The sequence below is a fragment of the Pseudomonas sp. NPDC089401 genome (assembly GCF_044749485.1).
Taxonomy (GTDB): domain Bacteria; phylum Pseudomonadota; class Gammaproteobacteria; order Pseudomonadales; family Pseudomonadaceae; genus Aquipseudomonas.
In genome coordinates, this window is record NZ_JBIVIA010000010.1 from 65,826 (window position 1) to 83,443 (window position 17,618).

18 protein-coding genes are annotated in these 17,618 nt (G+C 64.4%); 13 read left to right on the forward strand and 5 right to left on the reverse strand.

Annotation, left to right across the window (positions count from 1 at the left end; genetic code table 11):
* Nucleotide 1: 1 nt before the first annotated feature.
* Nucleotides 2–2,032 carry an ATP-binding protein gene (locus tag ACIP21_RS21605; protein ID WP_400691831.1) on the reverse strand — a complete coding sequence of 677 codons (2,031 nt, stop codon included), beginning with the start codon at nt 2,030–2,032 and terminating at the stop codon, nt 2–4.
* A gap of 29 nt (nt 2,033–2,061) precedes the next feature.
* Nucleotides 2,062–2,979, reverse strand: a complete 918-nt coding sequence (locus ACIP21_RS21610; protein ID WP_400691834.1) for a putative 2-dehydropantoate 2-reductase — start codon at nt 2,977–2,979, stop codon at nt 2,062–2,064.
* 102 nt (nt 2,980–3,081) lie between these two features.
* On the opposite strand from ACIP21_RS21610, the gene ACIP21_RS21615 reads away from it, so the two are divergent.
* From ACIP21_RS21615 to ACIP21_RS21625, 3 genes are all read left to right on the forward strand, one after another.
* Complete coding sequence (locus ACIP21_RS21615; RefSeq protein WP_167061457.1) at nt 3,082–3,567, forward strand: YajQ family cyclic di-GMP-binding protein; 486 nt, start codon at nt 3,082–3,084, stop codon at nt 3,565–3,567.
* A 114-nt stretch (nt 3,568–3,681) separates the two neighbouring features.
* Nucleotides 3,682–4,524, forward strand: coding sequence for a mechanosensitive ion channel family protein (locus ACIP21_RS21620; RefSeq protein ID WP_400691837.1), 843 nt, complete (start codon nt 3,682–3,684; stop codon nt 4,522–4,524).
* A 123-nt stretch (nt 4,525–4,647) separates the two neighbouring features.
* Nucleotides 4,648–5,892 (forward strand): MFS transporter, encoded by a 1,245-nt coding sequence (locus tag ACIP21_RS21625; RefSeq protein ID WP_400691839.1) that lies wholly within the window; start codon nt 4,648–4,650, stop codon nt 5,890–5,892.
* 131 nt (nt 5,893–6,023) lie between these two features.
* Here ACIP21_RS21625 and ACIP21_RS21630 read toward each other — a convergent pair whose 3' ends face one another.
* Nucleotides 6,024–7,571, reverse strand: a complete 1,548-nt coding sequence (locus ACIP21_RS21630; RefSeq protein ID WP_400691842.1) for an AmpG family muropeptide MFS transporter — start codon at nt 7,569–7,571, stop codon at nt 6,024–6,026.
* 44 nt (nt 7,572–7,615) lie between these two features.
* On the reverse strand, nt 7,616–7,969 hold the full coding sequence (locus tag ACIP21_RS21635; protein ID WP_400691845.1) for an MGMT family protein: 354 nt from the start codon (nt 7,967–7,969) through the stop codon (nt 7,616–7,618).
* A 162-nt stretch (nt 7,970–8,131) separates the two neighbouring features.
* Between ACIP21_RS21635 and ACIP21_RS21640 the strand changes: the two genes are divergently transcribed.
* From ACIP21_RS21640 to groL, 5 genes are all read left to right on the forward strand, one after another.
* A complete protein-coding gene (locus tag ACIP21_RS21640; RefSeq protein WP_400691848.1) occupies nt 8,132–9,142 on the forward strand; it encodes a DUF481 domain-containing protein in 1,011 nt (336 codons plus the stop codon).
* A gap of 174 nt (nt 9,143–9,316) precedes the next feature.
* Nucleotides 9,317–10,048: a HugZ family protein gene (locus ACIP21_RS21645; protein WP_400691851.1), complete on the forward strand. Its 732-nt coding sequence runs from the start codon at nt 9,317–9,319 to the stop codon at nt 10,046–10,048.
* A 67-nt stretch (nt 10,049–10,115) separates the two neighbouring features.
* Nucleotides 10,116–10,577, forward strand: a complete 462-nt coding sequence (locus ACIP21_RS21650) for an FxsA family protein (protein WP_400691854.1) — start codon at nt 10,116–10,118, stop codon at nt 10,575–10,577.
* A 252-nt stretch (nt 10,578–10,829) separates the two neighbouring features.
* Nucleotides 10,830–11,123: a co-chaperone GroES gene (locus ACIP21_RS21655; RefSeq protein WP_056801869.1), complete on the forward strand. Its 294-nt coding sequence runs from the start codon at nt 10,830–10,832 to the stop codon at nt 11,121–11,123.
* Nucleotides 11,124–11,173: 50 nt separating this feature from the next.
* A complete protein-coding gene (gene groL, locus ACIP21_RS21660; protein ID WP_400691857.1) occupies nt 11,174–12,817 on the forward strand; it encodes a chaperonin GroEL in 1,644 nt (547 codons plus the stop codon).
* Between the two features lie 142 nt (nt 12,818–12,959).
* Here groL and ACIP21_RS21665 read toward each other — a convergent pair whose 3' ends face one another.
* Nucleotides 12,960–13,688 carry a phosphatase PAP2 family protein gene (locus tag ACIP21_RS21665; protein WP_400691859.1) on the reverse strand — a complete coding sequence of 243 codons (729 nt, stop codon included), beginning with the start codon at nt 13,686–13,688 and terminating at the stop codon, nt 12,960–12,962.
* A gap of 179 nt (nt 13,689–13,867) precedes the next feature.
* Between ACIP21_RS21665 and colR the strand changes: the two genes are divergently transcribed.
* The 5 genes from colR to ACIP21_RS21690 all read left to right on the forward strand — a co-directional run bounded on the left by colR (nt 13,868) and on the right by ACIP21_RS21690 (nt 17,565).
* The gene (gene colR, locus ACIP21_RS21670) at nt 13,868–14,551 is read left to right on the forward strand and encodes a two-component system response regulator ColR (protein ID WP_003255215.1); all 684 of its coding nucleotides are present in this window, start codon (nt 13,868–13,870) and stop codon (nt 14,549–14,551) included.
* Nucleotides 14,541–15,842, forward strand: a complete 1,302-nt coding sequence (locus ACIP21_RS21675; protein WP_400691862.1) for a sensor histidine kinase — start codon at nt 14,541–14,543, stop codon at nt 15,840–15,842. Before colR ends, ACIP21_RS21675 begins: the two co-directional genes overlap by 11 nt.
* Nucleotides 15,843–15,949: 107 nt before the next feature.
* Complete coding sequence (locus ACIP21_RS21680) at nt 15,950–16,630, forward strand: class I SAM-dependent methyltransferase (RefSeq protein WP_400691864.1); 681 nt, start codon at nt 15,950–15,952, stop codon at nt 16,628–16,630.
* 6 nt (nt 16,631–16,636) lie between these two features.
* Entirely contained in the window at nt 16,637–17,338 is a 702-nt protein-coding gene (locus ACIP21_RS21685) for a lipopolysaccharide kinase InaA family protein (RefSeq protein WP_400691867.1), read from the forward strand.
* Nucleotides 17,335–17,565, forward strand: a complete 231-nt coding sequence (locus tag ACIP21_RS21690) for a hypothetical protein (RefSeq protein ID WP_400691870.1) — start codon at nt 17,335–17,337, stop codon at nt 17,563–17,565. The genes ACIP21_RS21685 and ACIP21_RS21690 overlap by 4 nt, the downstream gene beginning before the upstream one ends.
* Nucleotides 17,566–17,618: the final 53 nt, after the last annotated feature.

Here is a 17,618-nt window from a genome sequence, read left to right on the forward strand (position 1 = left end):
GTCATGCCTCCGGTTTGCTGGCCGCCGTCGTCGCCGGCTGGCCGAGGGGCAGGCGCAGGGTGAAGCAGGTACCCTGGCCGGGCGTGGAATGCACTTCCATCTGCCCCTTGTGGTTGTTGGTGATGATGAAATACGAGACCGACAGCCCGAGCCCGGTGCCCTGGCCGATCTCCTTGGTGGTGAAGAACGGCTCGAAGGTGCGCTTGCGCACGGCCTCGGGCATGCCGACGCCGTTGTCCTCGACCTGGATCTCGGCCCACGGCGGGTTGAGCCGGGTGCGCAGGGTGATGCGCCCTGGCTCGCTCGGCTGCGGCCGCAGGTGGATGGCCTGGGCCGCGTTCTTCAGTAGGTTGAGCAGCACCTGCTCCAGTTCGTTGGCGGTGCCCGGCACTGGCCCCAGGTTGGGGTCGAACTGGCGGACGATGGCCTGGCCCTTGAAATCGAAACCGATGGTCAGGTCGAAGTCGTTGCCGGCGATCTCCACGGCCTGGTCAATCAAGGCCGGCAGGTCGCAGGGGGCCAGCTGACGGTTGCTGAGGCGGCTGAAACTGAGCATGTGGGTGACGATCTTCGCCGCCCGCGCCCCGGCCTGCTGGATGCCATCGAGCAACTGCGGCACTTCGCGGTTGGCCAGGTAGCGGTTGACACTGCCCAGGTCGATGCCCAGCTCGTCCGCCTGTTCCTGGTTGCGCGGCAGCTCCGGTGACAGCCGCCGGCGAATGTTCTGCACGTTGTGCAGGATCGCCCCCAGTGGGTTGTTGATTTCGTGGGCCATGCCGGCGGCCAGGCCGCCGACCGACAGCATCTTCTCCGACTGCACCATCATCTCTTCCAGCGACAGGCGCTGGGTGATGTCGTCGATGCGGATCACCACGCCGCGGCCACCGCCACCCATCAGCGGGTAGAAGGTCAGGGCGTAATGGCGCAGTTCGTCGCTCTTGGGCCAGGTAACCCGTTCGATCTTGGCCACCCGGTGCTTTTCCACGGTCTCCTTGAGTTGCGGCAGAAACGGCTTGAGCGGCTCGAAGGCGATGAAGATCGGCTGGTTCAGCGCTTCGTCCAGCGGTGTGCCGGAGAGTACCGTGGCCTCGTGGTTCCACTGGGTGACATAGAGTTGCTCGTCGAGGGCGATCAGCGCCGAAGGCATGGAGTCGATGATGCTGTTCAGGTAGTTCTGGAAGCCCGTGAGCTTCTTCTCGATCTTGCTGCGCACCTGGACTTCCAGCTCCAGCTTGCGATTGGTGTGGCGGGTCTCCTCGGCCAGGCCCTGGGCCTGGTCGTAGGCATTCTGGAACTCGTCGCGGGTGCGCTTGAGCTGCTGCTCGCGGGCCTCGATGCGCGACAGCATGGTGTTGAACGCCTCGGCCAGGCTGCCGATCTCGTCATCGTTGCCGCGCCGGGCGCGCAGGGCGTAGCTCTCTTCGCGGGTGACCTGGCGGCTGAGCTCCTCGAGCTGGTTGATGGGCTGGGTGATCAGGCGCTTGATCTGCCGGGCAATGACGATCCACAGCAGGATGCTGAACACCAGGATCGCCAGGCTGGCGCTGAGGGTGCCGGTGTAGAAGGCGGTGGGCAGCTCGCTGCTGGCCACCAGCAGCAGGTGCGCCGGCGGGCTGGCATCGCGGGGAATGCGGATCAGCTGGGTGCTGCGAAACGCCATCAGGCGCCAGCCGTCGATGTTGCGGTAGCGCTTGGGCAGGCCCAGCGGTTCGCCGTGCTGCAACTGCGCCAGCAGCCGCCCATCGCCGCCATACACCGCTGCGGCCCGCAGGGGCGTGTAGTTGCCCAGTTCCTGGAGCAGGGCGGTGGCGGACTCTTCGGAATCGCCTGCACGTGCCGCCAGCTGCGGGTTGGCCACCAGCCGGCCGATGGTCTGCAGGGCCTGCGGCGCCATGCTCTCCTGGGTGATCCAGTAGGCGGCGCTGATGAAGGTCAGGTTGGCCACCAGCAGGATGGTCACCAGCAGCACCAGCAGGGCCGCCAGCAGTTTCTGCCCGACCGGGAGGTTTTCCAGGCGTTGGCGCAAGGTCATGGGCAGGGCGTTGTCCTTGTGGGTTGAGGTCAGGCGCAGGGCAAGCCACGCGCCCGCAGGTTATCGACCAGGCGCTGGTGCAGGTGTTCCAGCTGTGGCAGCGCCATGCCGTGGCGGGCCGCGGCGCGGCAGGCGTGACCCAGCAGGTAGTGCACCTCGGTGCGCCGGCCCGCGCGCACGTCCTGGTACATGGAAGAGTAGTTGGCCGCGGTGGCGAGGATCACCCGCTGCACGTCTTCGGCCAGGTCGGTTGCGGCTTCGGGCTGGCCGCAACGGCGCAGCAGCTCGGCCAGTTCCGCGCTCAGCGCCTCGACTTCGCCCAGGTGCCCGAGCAGCCCGCCGTTCTGACAGTCGTGCAGCACGGTCAGCGGGTTGATCGCGCAGTTCAGCGCCAATTTTCGCCACAGGCGGGTGAGGATGTCGACCGTCCAGTCGCCGGGGATGCCAGCGTCGTGCAGGTCGCCGAACCATTCCGGCGCGGCCGGGTTGGCCGGGTCGCCCAGCCAGTTGAAGCCCTGGCCGGCGAAGCGCACCCGCCAGTCGTCCTCGCGGAACGCGCCTTCGGTGCTGGAGGCGAAGATGCAGCGGGCAAGGGGTGCCTGGTCGGCCACCTCGTCCTGGCTGCCCAGGCCATTCTGCAGCAGCACGATGTCTGCGCCGTCGGCCAGGCGCGGGGCCAGGCGGGCGATGGCGGGGGCGGCATCGTAGGCCTTGCAGGCCACCAGCAGGCGGTGGATCGGCCCGTTGCCCTCGGCCGTATCCGCCGGGATGGCGTAGTGGTGGGCCTGGTCCTGCTCCACCAGGGTCAGGCCGCCGGTCTGCTGGTACGCCTGCAGGCGCTGCGCGTCGCGCAGGATCAGCCGGACCGCCTTGCCAGCGCGCGCCAGGCGGCAAGCCCAGAGGCTGCCGAGGCTACCGGCGCCGAGAATATGCCAGGTGCTGCTCATCTGCGTTTCGCAACCCGTTATAATGAGCCCGCATTTTAACCCGCTAACACCGACGCGCTCCATGTTCAGACTGAGCGCGCGTTTATTTTATGGAGAACAACCATGCCTTCGTTCGACGTGGTATCGGAACTGGACAAGCACGAAGTGCAGAACGCGGTCGACAACGCCATCAAGGACCTCGACCGCCGCTATGACCTCAAGGGCAAGGGCAGCTTCGAGTTCAAGGACAAGGAGCAGACCGTGGTGCTGACCGCCGAGGAGGAGTTCCAGCTCGAAGCCATGCTGGAAATCCTGCGCCTGGCCCTGGTCAAGCGCAAGATCGACGTCAAATGCCTGGAAACCAAGGATCCGTACGCTTCGGGCAAGGAAAAGAAGCAGGAAGCCAAGTTCCGCGAAGGCATCGACAAGGACCTGGCGAAGAAGATCGTCGCCACCATCAAGGATGGCAAGCTGAAGGTCCAGGCCGCCATCCAGGGCGAGCAGGTGCGTGTCACCGGCAAGAAGCGTGACGACCTGCAGGAGGCCATTGCGCTGCTGCGTACCAAGGAGTTCGACATGCCTATCCAGTTCAACAACTTCCGCGATTGATCAGGCTTTTCCGAGGAACCGGTGGCGGCGCAGGCGGTCCATCGGTTCCGGGGCCGTTGAACGATGGGCGGCCTGCTTTACTAACGATTTGCCGTTCGGCATCAGGAGATGAACATGGATTTGAACGCTGAAGTCGATCAGCTGGTCCGCCAATCGCAGACCTGGATCCCCTTGATCATGGAATACGGCAGCCGTGTGCTGCTGGCGCTGCTGACCCTCGCGGTCGGCTGGTGGATCATCAACAGGGTCAGCGCCCGCCTGGGCAAGCTGGTTGGCCTGCGCAACGCCGACCTGGCACTGCAAGGGTTCATCAGCACCCTGTCGAACATCGTGCTGAAAGTGCTGCTGATGGTCAGCGTGGCGTCGATGATCGGCATCGAGACCACCTCGTTCGTCGCGGCCATCGGTGCCGCCGGCCTGGCCATCGGCCTGGCCTTGCAGGGCAGCCTGGCGAACTTCGCCGGTGGCGTGCTGATCCTGATGTTCCGCCCGTTCCGCATCGGCGACTGGATCGAGGCCCAGGGTGTGTCGGGTACCGTCGACAGCATCCAGATCTTCCACACCGTGCTGCGCACCGGTGACAACAAGACCGTGATCATGCCCAACGGCAGCCTGTCCAACGGCATCATCACCAACACCAACCGCCAGCCGACGCGCAAGGTGGTGTTCGACGTGGGCGTGGACTACGAGGCCGATCTGCAGAAGGCGCGCCAGGTGCTGCTGGAACTGGCGCAGGACCCACGAGTGCTGCCCGACCCGGCGCCCCAGGCGGTGGTGTCGACCCTGGGCGACAGCTCGATCACCGTGTCGCTGCGCCTGTGGACCAAGACCTCCGACTACTGGGACGTGATGTTCATGCTCAACGAGCATGCCCGTGACCGGTTGAAGGCCGAAGGGATCGACATCCCGTTCCCGCAGCGGGTGATTCGCGTGGTGCAGGAGACTGCCGCGCAGTAACTTGCTTCAAAGGCTGGGGCCGCCGCGCCCCCGCTTTTTCAGCCACCCTTACACTTGTTCACAGCAAATTCCCGTCATTTCTGGCATATAGCCTGACCCTCCTGCCACACCCGATACGCCATCATGAAACCACTGCTGTACATCACCCCCCTGCGAGCCCTGCTGTTCGGCCTGACCCTGGCCCTGTTCGAGCTGCTCACCTACCTGGCCAGCGACGCGGTCATGCCGGCCATGCCGGTGGTGGTCGACCACCTGAACGCCAGCCCGGAATACATCCCCCATGCCCTGAACCTGTACCTGCTCGGCGGCGTGGTGCTGCAATGGCTGATCGGCCCGTTGGCCGATCGCTACGGCCGCCGCCCGCTGCTGCTGGCCGGCTGTGCCTTCTTCGGCGTCGCCTGCCTGGCCACGTACTGGGTCCAGGACATCGGCCTGTTCAACCTGCTGCGCCTGCTGCAGGGCATCGGCCTGGGCTTCGTGGTGACCGTCAGCTATCCGGCCCTGAACGAGGCCTTCAGCGAGGCCGACGCGGTACGCATGATGGCGCTGCTGGCTAATATCGCCTTGCTTTCGCCGCTGCTGGGGCCGCTGATCGGTACCCTGATGCTGCAGTGGCTGGACTGGCGCTGGCTGTTCGTCGCCTTCGCCATTGGTGCCGTGCTGTGCTGGGTGCTGCTGCACCGGCTGATGCCCGAAACCCTGGGCGTCGAGCGGCGCGACGGCTCGCGCCTGGCATTCACACCGATTCACCTGCTGCCCTTGCTCGCCGGTTATGGCCAGCTGCTGGCCAACCGCAAGTTCGTTGCCGGCAGTGCCGCGCTGGGGCTGGTGGGCCTGCCGCTGATCGGCTGGATCGGTCTGTCGCCCGTGCTGCTGATCACCGACGAGGGGCTGAGCACGATGGAATACGCGTTGTGGCAGTTGCCGGTGTTCGGCGGGCTGATCTTCGGCAACCTGATCATCAACCGCATCGCCGACCGCTACCCGCTGCCAGCGCTGGTGCGAGGGGCCATGGCGCCGTACCTGGCCGGGTTGTGCCTGATGGTGCTGGCGACCTGGTTGTGGCCATCGGTGACCAGCGTGGTGGCGGGCATGTCGCTGTATGCGCTGGGGCTGGGCGTGGCCAATGCGGTGCTGTACCGCATGACGCTGTTCGCCAGCGATCAGAGCAAGGGGTTGGTATCGGCGATGCTGGGCATGATCACCATTGCCCTGCTGGGGCTCGGTGGCGCGTTGCTGGCGATGATCGGGGCGGGAGCGAGCCTGATGCACTTTGCGCTGGCGGCAGGCGTGGCCGGGGCGCTGGCGCTGTGGCCTTTGTGGTTCGTGGTGGGCGGGCGGCCTGGGGAAGGGGCTGTCGCTCGGTAATCTCTAGGTCTGTACCGGCCTCTTCGCGGGTAAACCCGCTCCCACAGGTATTGCACAAGGCCTGAGGCCTGTGATGATCCTGTGGGAGCGGGTTTACCCGCGAAGAGGCCAGCACAGGCTGAAGCAATCTCTCAGGGCTGCTCGGCCGCCGGGTTCTCAACCGGCACGGGCTTGCCTTTTCCTGCTTCCTGGCGCCAGTGCAGGGCAATCAGGATCAAGGTCGGCACGCCCAGCAGCGCGGTGATCAGGAAGAAGTCGTGGTAGCCGAACTTCTCCACCATCACCCCGGAATAGCCACCTATCAAGCGCGGCAACAGCAGCATGATCGAACTCAGCAGCGCATATTGCGTGGCCGAGAACTTCAGGTTGGTCAGGCTCGACAGGTAGGCGACGAACGCCGAGGTGGCCAGGCCTGAACTGAAGTTGTCGAGCGAGATGGTCACCACCAGCATTTCCAGGTTCGGGCCCATGTCCGACAGCATCAGGAACAGCAGGTTGGTGGCCGCTGAAGCCGCACCGCCGATGAACAGGATCGGCAGGATGCCGAAGCGCACGATCAGCAGGCCACCGGCACCGGCACCCACCAGGGTCATGATCAGGCCGAAGACCTTGCTGACACTGGCGATCTCGTCCTTGGTGAAGCCCATGTCGATGTAGAACACGTTGGCCATCACGCCCATCACCGTGTCGGACATGCGATAGGTGGCGATCAGCCCGAGCAGCAGCAGCGCCTGCCAGCGGTAGCGGGTGATGAAGTCGTTGACCGGCGTCAGCACCGGCGCCAGGCCGCGACGGCCCATGCCCGACAGGCAGGCCCAGGTCAGCAGTACATAGAGGATCAGGCGCAGGAAGGCGCGGTCTTCGAGCAGCAGGTCGAGCGGGGTGGCGTCACCGGAGATGACGCTCGACCAGCCGGTGTTGAACATCTGGGTGAAACTCGCCGGCACCGAGACCAGCAGGATGATCAGCACGAACACCGACGCCATCTGGTGCACCAGGCCATAGCGCGCCGCCGACAGCTGGGTGCGCATCGGCACCGGTGGCTCGCGCATCACCAGGGTGGTGAACAGCGCCGGCACCATCAGCACGCCGAACAGCACGTAGGTGCCGGCCCAGGCCTTGTGCAGGTAGCTGAAGCCAGTAGAGCCGAACCACTCGGCGAAGAACAGTGCGCCGGCGGTGGCCAGCAGTGCGGCGACCCGGTAGCCGGCCATGTAGCTGGCGGCCAGGGCGGCCTGGCGCTGGTCGTCGGCGATCTCCAGGCGATAGGCATCGACCGCGATGTCCTGGGTGGCCGAAGCGAATGCCACCAGCACCGCCAGGGCAATCAACCAGGAAAGGTGTTGTTGCGGGTCGCACAGGCTCATGCCGACCAGGCCGATCACCACCAGCGCTTGCGACAGCAGCAGCCACGAGCGGCGCCGGCCCAGGCGGCCGATCAACGGCAGGCGCCATTGGTCCAGCAGCGGCGACCAGACCCATTTGAAGGCGTAGGCCAAGCCGATCAGGCTGGCGTAGCCAATGGTCTCGCGGGCCACACCCGCTTCGCGCAGCCACACCGAAAGCGTCGAGAACACCAGCATGTAGGGCAGGCCGGCGGCAAAGCCGAGCAGCAGGAGCACCAGGGTTGACGGGCTGGCATAGGCGGCCAGGGCAGCGCGCCAGGTTTTACGGGGCATGGGCCAACATCTGCCTCAAAGTTTGCGGAAACAAAACGCGCACTCTAACCGCTGTGCTCCATCGGACGCCAGCCATGGCGCGTCATATCCACACGATTATTGGTCACATTCACACCCTCGGCACGCAGTCTGGCCCGTTGTTCATCGCCCGACGGAGTGCCCAGTGCCAGGCTCAGCCGACCACCGGCACCGAGCACCCGGTGCCAGGGCAGGCGAGTATCGGCCGGCAGTTGTCCGAGCGTCCTGCCGACCCAGCGTGCCGCGCGGCCAAGGCCGGCCAGTTCGGCGAGCTGGCCGTAACTGACCACCTTGCCCTCGGGCACCTGGCCGAGCACCGAATACAGCGCCGTTCGTCGGGCACCTGGCGTGTCCAGGACATGCTCATATCCCTCAGACATCAGGGCAGCCCTGGCCTGGGATGAAACCGGACGGGTGGTTGCGGCAAATGAGTATTGAACTCAACGGCATGCTCCTCGGTCTGTCCTTGCTCTGGTCGTCGGTATCTGGATAATGCCCGGCTTTTTTCGTCGAATCGAACCCGCAGTCCGAAAATTACGCTTATGTATTCTAGATCCTTGCTGTGCCTGTTGACCGCCTCCCTGTGCGCCGCCCCCGCGTTTGCCGACACCGTCTGGATGAAGAACGGTGACCGCCTCAGTGGCAAGATCCGTGTGTTCGATGGCGGCAAGCTGCTGCTGGAAACGCCCTATGGCGGGTCGGTCTCGCTGGACTGGAAGCAGGTCAAGACCCTGGAGAGCGACCAGGAGCTGCTGGTCAAGCAGGACGCCTACACCGGCGAGAAGGCCAAGTCGCTCAAGGCCGCCGAGCCGGGCAAGGTGATCCTGGCCAACGGCGAGGCGCCGAAAACCGTCGACCTGGCCAGTGTCCAGCAGATCATGAAGCCCAAACCGGTGGTCGAAGACCTCATCTGGAAGGGCAACGTCGATGTGGCCATGGACTACAAGCGGGCCGAGACCGACAGCGACGACTACGACGTCAGCTTCAAGACCACCGCCCGCCACGGGCGCTGGCGGCACAACGCCGAAGGCGAATACAACCGCGAGACCAAGGACGACGTCACCACCACCGACAACTGGAGCGCCGAATACGCCCTCGACCGCTTCATCACCGAGAAGTGGTTCTGGCAGGGGCGCCTGGAATACAAGCGTGACCGTATCGAGGACCTGGCCCGCCAGCGCACCGTCGGTACCGGCCCGGGCTACCAGTTCTGGGATGACGAGCTGGGCGCGTTCTCGCTGGGTTCGCTGATCAACCGCACCGACTTCGAATACCAGGACGGCGCCAAGGACAACTTCTACTCGGCGGCGGTGAAGTGGGACTACACCCGCTACCTGATCGGCAAGAACGTGCAACTGTTCACCAACGGCGAGTTCGCCAAGCCGCTGGGCGGCGCCGCGGACTACTCGGTGGATGCCGAGGTGGGGCTGCGCTACAAGGTCACCGAATGGGCCTCGCTCAACCTCAAGGCTGAAAAAGACATCATCAGCGGGACGCGGGACAGCGATCTGGACAAGACCCGGTATACCGCAGGCTTTGGCGTGACCTGGTAAATTGCCGGGGGCGCTTTGCGCCCCTTTCGCGACACAAGGCCGCTCCTACAGGGGACCGCGATCCTGTAGGAGCGGCCTTGTGTCGCGAAAGGGCTGCGCAGCAGCCCCATTGGCACTGAAGGTGATAATGCTTATCTTGTCCCCATCCAGTCCGCCACCAGGAGCCGTCCCCAAGTGAGTACCAACGCCATCCGCCCCGCCCGGGAACTGCTGCTCAAGGAATACCGCGGCGTGCTCTCGACCCATTCCAAGTCCATGCCCGGCTTCCCGTTCGGCTCCGTGGTGCCGTACTGCCTGGACGCCGAGGGCAACCCGCTGATCCTGATCAGCCGCATCGCCCAGCACACCCACAACCTGCAGAAAGACCCCAAGTGCTCGCTGCTGGTGGGCGAACGCGAAGCCGAGGACGTGCAGGCGGTCGGCCGCCTGACGCTGATGGCCGAGGCGCACAAGCTGGTCGACGAGGCCGCGATCGAGGCCGCCGCCGAGCGCTACTACCGTTACTTCCCCGACGCCGCCAACTACCACAAGGCCCACGACTTCGATTTCTGGGTGCTGCAGCCGGTGCGCCACCGCTACATCGGCGGCTTCGGCGCGATCCACTGGCTCGACCAGGTGACCCTGGCCAACCCCTTCGCCGGCAAGGCCGAGGCGAGCATGATCGAGCACATGAACAGCGACCATGCCAACGCCATCGCCCATTACGTGGAACTGAGCGAGCTGCCGCGCAGCGCGCCTGCGCAGATGGTCGGCATCGACAGCGAAGGCATGCACCTGCGCATTGGCCAGGGCATCTACTGGCTGCCGTTCCCGAGCCCTTGCAACACGCCGACACAAGTCCGTGAAGCCTTGGTTTTGCTGGCGCGCGCCGACCGGTGGCCGGCTGCGACGGAAGTCGAGGCTTGAAAAACCGCGCCCACGCATCCATCTGTAGGTCTTACAGGAAGGGTTTCTTCCGACGAGGAATGCTTTGATGCGTGCTTTTCTATTGCTGTTTCTGCTGTTCCCGGTGCTGGAGCTGTTCGTCTTCGTCAAGGTCGCCGGTGCCATTGGTTTCTTCCCGGCGCTGCTGCTGATCATCGCCGGTTCCGCCCTGGGTGTGCTGGTGGTGCGGGTGGCCGGCCTGGCCACCGCCCTGCGTGCCCGCGAGAGCCTGCAACGTGGCGAGCTGCCCGCCGAGGACATGTTCCAGGGCCTGATGCTGGCCGTCGGTGGTGGCCTGTTGCTGATCCCGGGTTTCATCAGTGACGTGCTGGGCCTGCTGTGCCTGCTGCCGTTCACCCGCCGCCTGGCCGCGCGCAAGATGCGTGAGCGGGCCGAGGCCCAGAGCATGCGCCAGCGCGCGTTCCAGGATGATCCGTTCCAGGCGCAGCCGCGTGACGGCGGCCAGCGGCCCAACGTGATCGAGGGCGAGTACGAACGCCGCGACAAATGACGTCATCCGCAACCCCCGGGGCCGCTTCAGCGGCCCCGGTGTTTTTCGGCCTCAAGAAAAATTTTGCATAACAAGCCTTGTAATTGAATATGGCGGCCTCATGTATGTGGTCACCGCAAGGTTTCTGGTGGCAACGCCAGACATGACACAGGTGGTTCGCCCTTTGCGGGCCACCCCCGGCCACGCCGGACCGCATCAACCCGCCGGTGTCGATACCGGCCGATGAAAACCACAATTTGGGAGAGATCGACAATGAAGCTTCGTCCTCTGCATGACCGCGTAGTCATCCGTCGCAGCGAAGAAGAATCGAAAACCGCTGGCGGTATCGTCCTGCCGGGTTCGGCCGCTGAAAAACCAAACCGCGGCGAAATCGTTGCTGTCGGCACCGGTCGCGTCCTGGAAAACGGCGAAGTCCGCGCGCTGGCCGTCAAAGTCGGTGACAAAGTGGTTTTCGGCCCTTACTCGGGCAGCAACACCGTGAAAGTCGATGGCGAAGACCTGCTGGTCATGGCCGAGAACGAAATCCTGGCCGTTATCGAAGGCTGATTTCCCCCGACTTCCCGTTACTCCAAAGAATTTCCAAGGATTAAACGATCATGGCTGCTAAAGACGTAAAATTCGGCGACTCCGCTCGTAAGAAAATGCTGGTTGGTGTCAACGTTCTGGCTGACGCGGTAAAAGCCACCCTCGGCCCGAAAGGCCGTAACGTGGTGCTGGCCAAGAGCTTCGGCGCGCCGACCATCACCAAGGACGGCGTTTCGGTCGCCAAAGAAATCGAGCTGAAAGACGCCTTCGAGAACATGGGCGCCCAGCTGGTCAAGGAAGTCGCTTCCAAGGCCAACGACGCTGCCGGTGACGGCACCACCACCGCTACCGTCCTGGCTCAGGCCATCGTCAACGAAGGCCTGAAAGCCGTCGCTGCCGGCATGAACCCGATGGACCTGAAGCGCGGCATCGACAAGGCCACCGCTGCCATCGTCGCCGAGCTGAAGAACCTGTCCAAGCCATGCGCCGACTCCAAGGCCATCGCCCAGGTAGGCACCATCTCCGCCAACTCCGACAACTCCATCGGTGAAATCATCGCCGAAGCCATGGAAAAAGTCGGTAAAGAAGGCGTGATCACCGTTGAAGAAGGCTCGGGCCTGGAAAACGAACTGTCCGTCGTCGAAGGCATGCAGTTCGACCGCGGCTACCTGTCGCCGTACTTCGTCAACAAGCCGGACACCATGGTTGCCGAGCTGGAAGGCCCGCTGCTGCTGCTGGTCGACAAGAAGATCTCCAACATCCGCGAGCTGCTGCCAGTGCTGGAAGCCGTTGCCAAGGCCGGCCGTCCGCTGCTGATCGTTGCCGAGGACGTCGAAGGCGAAGCCCTGGCTACCCTGGTCGTCAACAACATGCGCGGCATCGTCAAGGTTGCTGCCGTCAAGGCCCCGGGCTTCGGCGACCGCCGCAAGGCCATGCTGCAGGACATCGCCGTCCTGACCGGCGGCCAGGTCATCTCCGAAGAAATCGGCCTGACCCTGGAAACCACCACCCTGGAGCACCTGGGCAACGCCAAGCGCGTGATCCTGTCCAAGGAAAACACCACCATCATCGACGGTGCTGGCGTTGACGCCGACATCGAAGCACGCGTCAAGCAGATCCGTGCCCAGATCGAAGAGACTTCCTCGGACTACGACCGTGAGAAGCTGCAAGAGCGCCTGGCCAAGCTGGCTGGCGGTGTTGCCGTGATCAAGGTCGGTGCCGGCACCGAAGTTGAAATGAAAGAGAAGAAAGCCCGCGTTGAAGACGCCCTGCACGCTACCCGCGCAGCCGTCGAAGAAGGCGTGGTGCCTGGCGGTGGTGTAGCCCTGGTGCGTTCCCTGGCCGCCATTGTCGACCTCAAAGGCGACAACGAAGACCAGAACGTCGGTATCGCCCTGCTGCGTCGCGCTGTAGAAGCGCCGCTGCGCCAGATCACCGCCAACGCCGGCGACGAGCCAAGCGTTGTCGCTGACAAGGTCAAGCAAGGTTCGGGCAACTACGGCTACAACGCTGCTACCGGCGAATACGGCGACATGATCGAGATGGGCATCCTGGACCCAGCCAAGGTCACCCGTTCGGCCCTGCAAGCTGCAGCTTCGATCGGCGGTCTGATGATCACCACCGAAGCGATGATTGCTGACGCTCCGAGCGAAGCCCCAGCTGGCGGCGGCATGCCAGACATGGGCGGCATGGGTGGCATGGGCGGCATGATGTAAGCCAGCCTTACCCTCTGCACCAAGAAAAAGCCCCGCCTAGTGCGGGGCTTTTTCATTCTCCTGTGCTGGCCTTTTCGCGGGTGAACCCGCTCCCACAGCTTCGCGAATCCGCGATCCCTGTGGGAGCGGGTTTACCCGCGAATCAGGCAACGCGGCGTTCGGACGCTGGCGCCTCTGCCATGCCATTGCGATACAGCACCAGGTAATACGACCCCAAGCCGATCAACCAGCAGAACACTGCCGTCCACAGGTTGTGCGACAGGAAGTGCGCCCCCTGCAGCATCCGCCCCAGCCCCAGTGCCGATCCCGCCACCAGCGCCACCACGAATGCCACCCGCGCCAATTTCGGCTTGCGGTCACGCAGCATGAAGAACAGCCCGAACAGACAGAACCCGGTGGCGGCATGCCCACCCGGCCAGCACAGCCCCGGCTTGTCGGTGGCAGGGCGATGCTGCAGCAGTTCGCTGTAGGTTTCCTTCCCGCCGAACTGGGTCAGGCTCCAGGGGCATTGCACCTGGGTCACCTTCTTCAACGGCGTGATGAAGGCGGTCGACAGGCCCAGCGCCAGCACCAGGCAACCCAGTTCGCGGCGCCAGCTGAACAGCTTCTGCCAGAAAAAGCTCAGGGCGAATGCCCCCAGGGAAAGCAACCCGATCAGGATCACCAGCTGCTTGACCCGGTCATGCATGATGGTTTCCAGCAAGTAGCTATGGTGGCCGATGAACTCGCCGGCGACGGGGTCGTAGAACAGGTTGGCGATGTCCATGTCGAGCGAGCTCAGCTCCAGCAGGAGCAGGGCCACGGCGACCGCCAGTGGCAGGCCCAGGTACAGCCAGGGGTTGATCGGGCGCGGATGCGGGCGTTGTTGCATGGCGACTCCAGGGGTAAAAAGACCGGGCATTGTCGTGCGCCCGCTATCCTCTGTTCGTGAAGGATCAGTGAAAAAACTGTCAAGTTTGCTGAATTTTCCCTGGGGCTGGCACAGTGCCGATGATGGCCGTAAGCTGCGCCTGCCGCGCACCCCAGCGAAGCGCCGCACAGGAGAACCCGATGCGTATTCTTTTGGTTGAAGACAACCGCGATATCCTGGCCAACCTGGCCGACTACCTTGGCATGAAGGGCTACACCGTGGACTGCGCCCAGGACGGCCTGTCCGGCCTGCACCTGGCCGCCACCGAACACTACGACCTGATCGTGCTCGACATCATGCTGCCGGGCATCGATGGCTACACCCTGTGCAAGCGCCTGCGCGAGGACGCCCGTCGCGACACCCCGGTGATCATGCTCACCGCCCGCGACCAGCTCGACGACCGCCTGCAGGGCTTCCGCTCCGGCGCCGACGACTACCTGCTCAAGCCCTTCGCCCTCTCGGAACTGGCCGCGCGCATCGAAGCGGTGCTGCGCCGGGCCCAGGGTGGCGGGCGCCGCACGCTGCAGGTCGCCGACCTGAGCTACGACCTCGACACCCTCGAAGTCACCCGCCAGGGCCGCCTGCTCAAGCTCAACCCGGTCGGCCTCAAGCTGCTCGCCGTGCTGATGCAGAAGAGCCCGCACGTGCTGCGCCGCGAGGTGCTGGAAGAAGCCCTGTGGGGGGACGACTGCCCCGACAGCGACAGCCTGCGCAGCCATGTGCACCAGCTACGCCAGGTGATCGACAAACCGTTCGAAAAGCCGCTGTTGCATACCGTCCATGGCGTCGGCTATCGCCTCGCCGAGGGCCGCGATGGAGTTTAAGCAAAGTCTTGCCCAGCGCATCATCATCGCCTTTGCGCTGATGAGCGCGCTGGTGGCCGGGGCCTTCGCCTTCGGCATCGTCGCCACTGTGCACCTGGTCGAGGAACGGCTGATTTCGTCGGTGCTCGGCGGTGACCTGCAGCGCCTGCTGCGCATGGACAGCGTCAGCGACTGGAGCCACCGGCCACGGCCGGACCAGCTGTTCTACTTCAGTGGCGGGCGCGATGACTTCGAGCTGCCCAAGGACCTGCGCCACCTGGACGTGGGCTTCCATGAAGTGTTTCGCGACCAGCTGTCGTACCACGCCATGGTCGAGATCGTCGATGGCCGGCGTTATGTGCTGCTGCAGGACCAGAGCGATTTCGAAGAGCGCGAGCGGGTGCTGTTCGCCGTGGTGGTGGTGGGCTTCGTGCTCAGCCTGGTGCTGGCGGTGGTGCTTGGCTGGTTGCTGGCGCGGCGGGTGATGGCCCCGGTGATCCGCCTGGCGCAGCAGGTCCGCCATCGTGACCAGTTGCTGGGCCTGGCGCCACCCCTGGCGCCGGACTATGCGGCGGACGAGGTCGGCCAGCTGGCGGTGGCGTTCGACGACACCCTCAACCGGCTGCGCGACGCGCTGACCCGCGAGCGCCTGTTCACCAGCGATGTCAGCCACGAGCTGCGCACCCCGCTGATGGTGCTGGCGACCTCGTGCGAACTGCTGATCGAAAACCCCAACCTCGACACCCGTTCACGCAGCCAGGTGGAGCGTATTGCGCGCGCCACCGAAGAAATGCGCGAGCTGGTCAAGACCTTCCTGATGCTCGCCCGCGCCCAGCGCGACCAGGGCGCCGTGGCGTCCCAGGCGACCCTGCGCGAGGTGGCCGACGACCTGATCGGGGTGTGGCGCGACACCATCGAGCAGAAGGGCCTGTCGCTGTACTTCGATGGCCGGATCAGTGCCGGGCCATTGCTGTACAACGCCACCTTCCTGCAGTCGGTGATGGGCAACCTGCTGCGCAACGCCGCGCACTACACCGACAGCGGCTACATCCGCCTGAGCCTGGAGACCAACGGTTTCAGCGTCGAGGACAGTGGCGTCGGCATTCCCGAAGAACAGCGGGAAAAGATGTTCCAGCCATTCGTGCGCGGCGAGGAGCGCCGTGGCGAGGGCCTGGGCCTGGGGCTGTCGCTGGTGCAGCGGATCTGTGATGACCAGGGCTGGCGCGTCACCCTCACTTCGACGGCGCCCCACGGCTGCCGCTTCCAGGTCGACCTGAGCCAGGGGGCGGAAAAAACCGATCCTTCGCTGTAATCTGATGAAACATCTTACAGACGGGATAACATTTTTTTCACAAGGGCATGACCTGGAAGCTACGCTTGCCTGCCTAAGGTGTGCGCATTGGATTCAGGAGATGCCCGATGCGCAGCCCGATCAAACTCGAATTTTCCGAGAAGTACGACCAGCAGCACGCTCAAGAATATTTCCTCAAGCACCAGGACGGCTTGGCCAGGCGCCTCTCGCACCTGCGCGACGAGCAGTTGGCCCGGCATGCCCTGGCACTGGCCGGTGAGCCGGGCCTGGTGCTCGACCTGCCGTGCGGCGCGGGCCGTTTCTGGCCGTTGCTGGCGGAAAAGCCGAACCGGGTGATCATCGGCGCCGACAATTCCGAGGCGATGATCGCGACAGCCTGTGCCGCGCAACCGCCAGCAGTGGTGGCGCGGGTACGGCCCTTGCAGACTTCGGCGTTCGACATTGACCTGCCGGACAACGCGGTCGACAGCATTTTCTGCATGCGGCTCTTTCACCACATTGGCGAGGCTGCTCATCGCAAGACGATTCTTGATGAATTTCAACGGGTTACCCGTGACAGCGTAATACTGTCATTGTGGGTCGATGGCAACTTCAAGGCCTGGCGGCGCGGCAAGCTCGAACGCAGGCGCAGCGCCAAGGCCGAGCAAGGCAGCTACCAGAACCGTTTCGTGCTACCGGCAGAAACAGTGGAAGCAGAATTTCGGGCCGCCGGCTTCAGAATCCAGGAACGCCTGGACTTCCTGCCGCTCTATGCCATGTGGCGGGTTTATGTATTGCGCAAGGGGTAGTGTTTGATGGCTGTAGCCCAGAATGGGGAATCGCGGTTCGATTATTACTGGCGCCAGCAGGGTGAATGGGTCGAGGAACCCAACCAGCGGCGCGGCGGCGAGAGTGGCGTGCAACGCCTGAACGATGCCAGTGGCAAGCTGCTGTATGCCAAGCGCCAGGTCGGGCACATCTACCGCAGCCTGCTGCATCCGTTCGGCCGGCCAACCGTGCTGCGTGAGCTCGATGCGCTGAACAGCTTCGAGCAACTGGGTGTGCGCGTGCCGCGCATCGTGTTCTGTGGCGCCGAACGCGATGCCGACCAGCAATGGCGTGCGCTGCTGGTCAGCGAGGCGCTGGACGGTTTCGTCGAACTCGACACCTGGCATGCCGAGGGTGCGCGCGAGCGCTTCCCGGCGGTGGTGCACGAGCGCATGCTCAAGGACCTGGCCGACAACCTGGCGCGCATGCACCTGGGCCACTGGCAGCACGGCTGCCTGTACGGCAAGCATGTGTTCATCAAGGTGGTCGGCGAGGGCGAGCAGGCGCGTGTCGAAGTGGCGCTGCTCGACCTCGAGAAGTGCCGGCGGCGCATCAGCTGCCAGCGTGCGGCCGGCAACGACTTGCGTCAGCTGCGCCGCCATTCGTCGCTGAACGACGCGGAATGGCAATCGCTGCTCTATTTTTATCAGATGGCGTTTGGCAGCGCTGTCAAAGGGTTAGGGCAATGAAACTAGAAATCGCTCGAGCTTTGTTCCTGGTGGCGGGTCTGGCGGTGACCACGGCGGCGGTAGCCGCCTGGGAAGAGCCGCGGCCTGTGGTGTTCAGCAAGGCTGAACAGGCGGCGCAGTGTGCGTTGCCCCGGGAAGTGAAGCCGCAGCATGCGCAGGTGGCGCCAGATCATGATCTGTTGCTGTTCCTGTTCGGCATGCGCCAGGGACTTCGGCCGTTTGGCTGAAATTGGCTTGAGCAGACAAAGGCCCCGCAATCGCGGGGCCTTTGTTTTTGTAT

Coding starts and splice junctions, on each gene's coding strand:
- ACIP21_RS21605 (WP_400691831.1), bottom strand. CDS start 2,032: ATGACCTTGCGCCAACGCCTGGAAAACCTCCCGGTCGGGCAGAAACTG.
- ACIP21_RS21610 (WP_400691834.1), bottom strand. CDS start 2,979: ATGAGCAGCACCTGGCATATTCTCGGCGCCGGTAGCCTCGGCAGCCTC.
- ACIP21_RS21615 (WP_167061457.1), top strand. CDS start 3,082: ATGCCTTCGTTCGACGTGGTATCGGAACTGGACAAGCACGAAGTGCAG.
- ACIP21_RS21620 (WP_400691837.1), top strand. CDS start 3,682: ATGGATTTGAACGCTGAAGTCGATCAGCTGGTCCGCCAATCGCAGACC.
- ACIP21_RS21625 (WP_400691839.1), top strand. CDS start 4,648: ATGAAACCACTGCTGTACATCACCCCCCTGCGAGCCCTGCTGTTCGGC.
- ACIP21_RS21630 (WP_400691842.1), bottom strand. CDS start 7,571: ATGCCCCGTAAAACCTGGCGCGCTGCCCTGGCCGCCTATGCCAGCCCG.
- ACIP21_RS21635 (WP_400691845.1), bottom strand. CDS start 7,969: ATGTCTGAGGGATATGAGCATGTCCTGGACACGCCAGGTGCCCGACGA.
- ACIP21_RS21640 (WP_400691848.1), top strand. CDS start 8,132: ATGTATTCTAGATCCTTGCTGTGCCTGTTGACCGCCTCCCTGTGCGCC.
- ACIP21_RS21650 (WP_400691854.1), top strand. CDS start 10,116: ATGCGTGCTTTTCTATTGCTGTTTCTGCTGTTCCCGGTGCTGGAGCTG.
- ACIP21_RS21655 (WP_056801869.1), top strand. CDS start 10,830: ATGAAGCTTCGTCCTCTGCATGACCGCGTAGTCATCCGTCGCAGCGAA.
- groL (WP_400691857.1), top strand. CDS start 11,174: ATGGCTGCTAAAGACGTAAAATTCGGCGACTCCGCTCGTAAGAAAATG.
- ACIP21_RS21665 (WP_400691859.1), bottom strand. CDS start 13,688: ATGCAACAACGCCCGCATCCGCGCCCGATCAACCCCTGGCTGTACCTG.
- colR (WP_003255215.1), top strand. CDS start 13,868: ATGCGTATTCTTTTGGTTGAAGACAACCGCGATATCCTGGCCAACCTG.
- ACIP21_RS21675 (WP_400691862.1), top strand. CDS start 14,541: ATGGAGTTTAAGCAAAGTCTTGCCCAGCGCATCATCATCGCCTTTGCG.
- ACIP21_RS21680 (WP_400691864.1), top strand. CDS start 15,950: ATGCGCAGCCCGATCAAACTCGAATTTTCCGAGAAGTACGACCAGCAG.
- ACIP21_RS21685 (WP_400691867.1), top strand. CDS start 16,637: ATGGCTGTAGCCCAGAATGGGGAATCGCGGTTCGATTATTACTGGCGC.
- ACIP21_RS21690 (WP_400691870.1), top strand. CDS start 17,335: ATGAAACTAGAAATCGCTCGAGCTTTGTTCCTGGTGGCGGGTCTGGCG.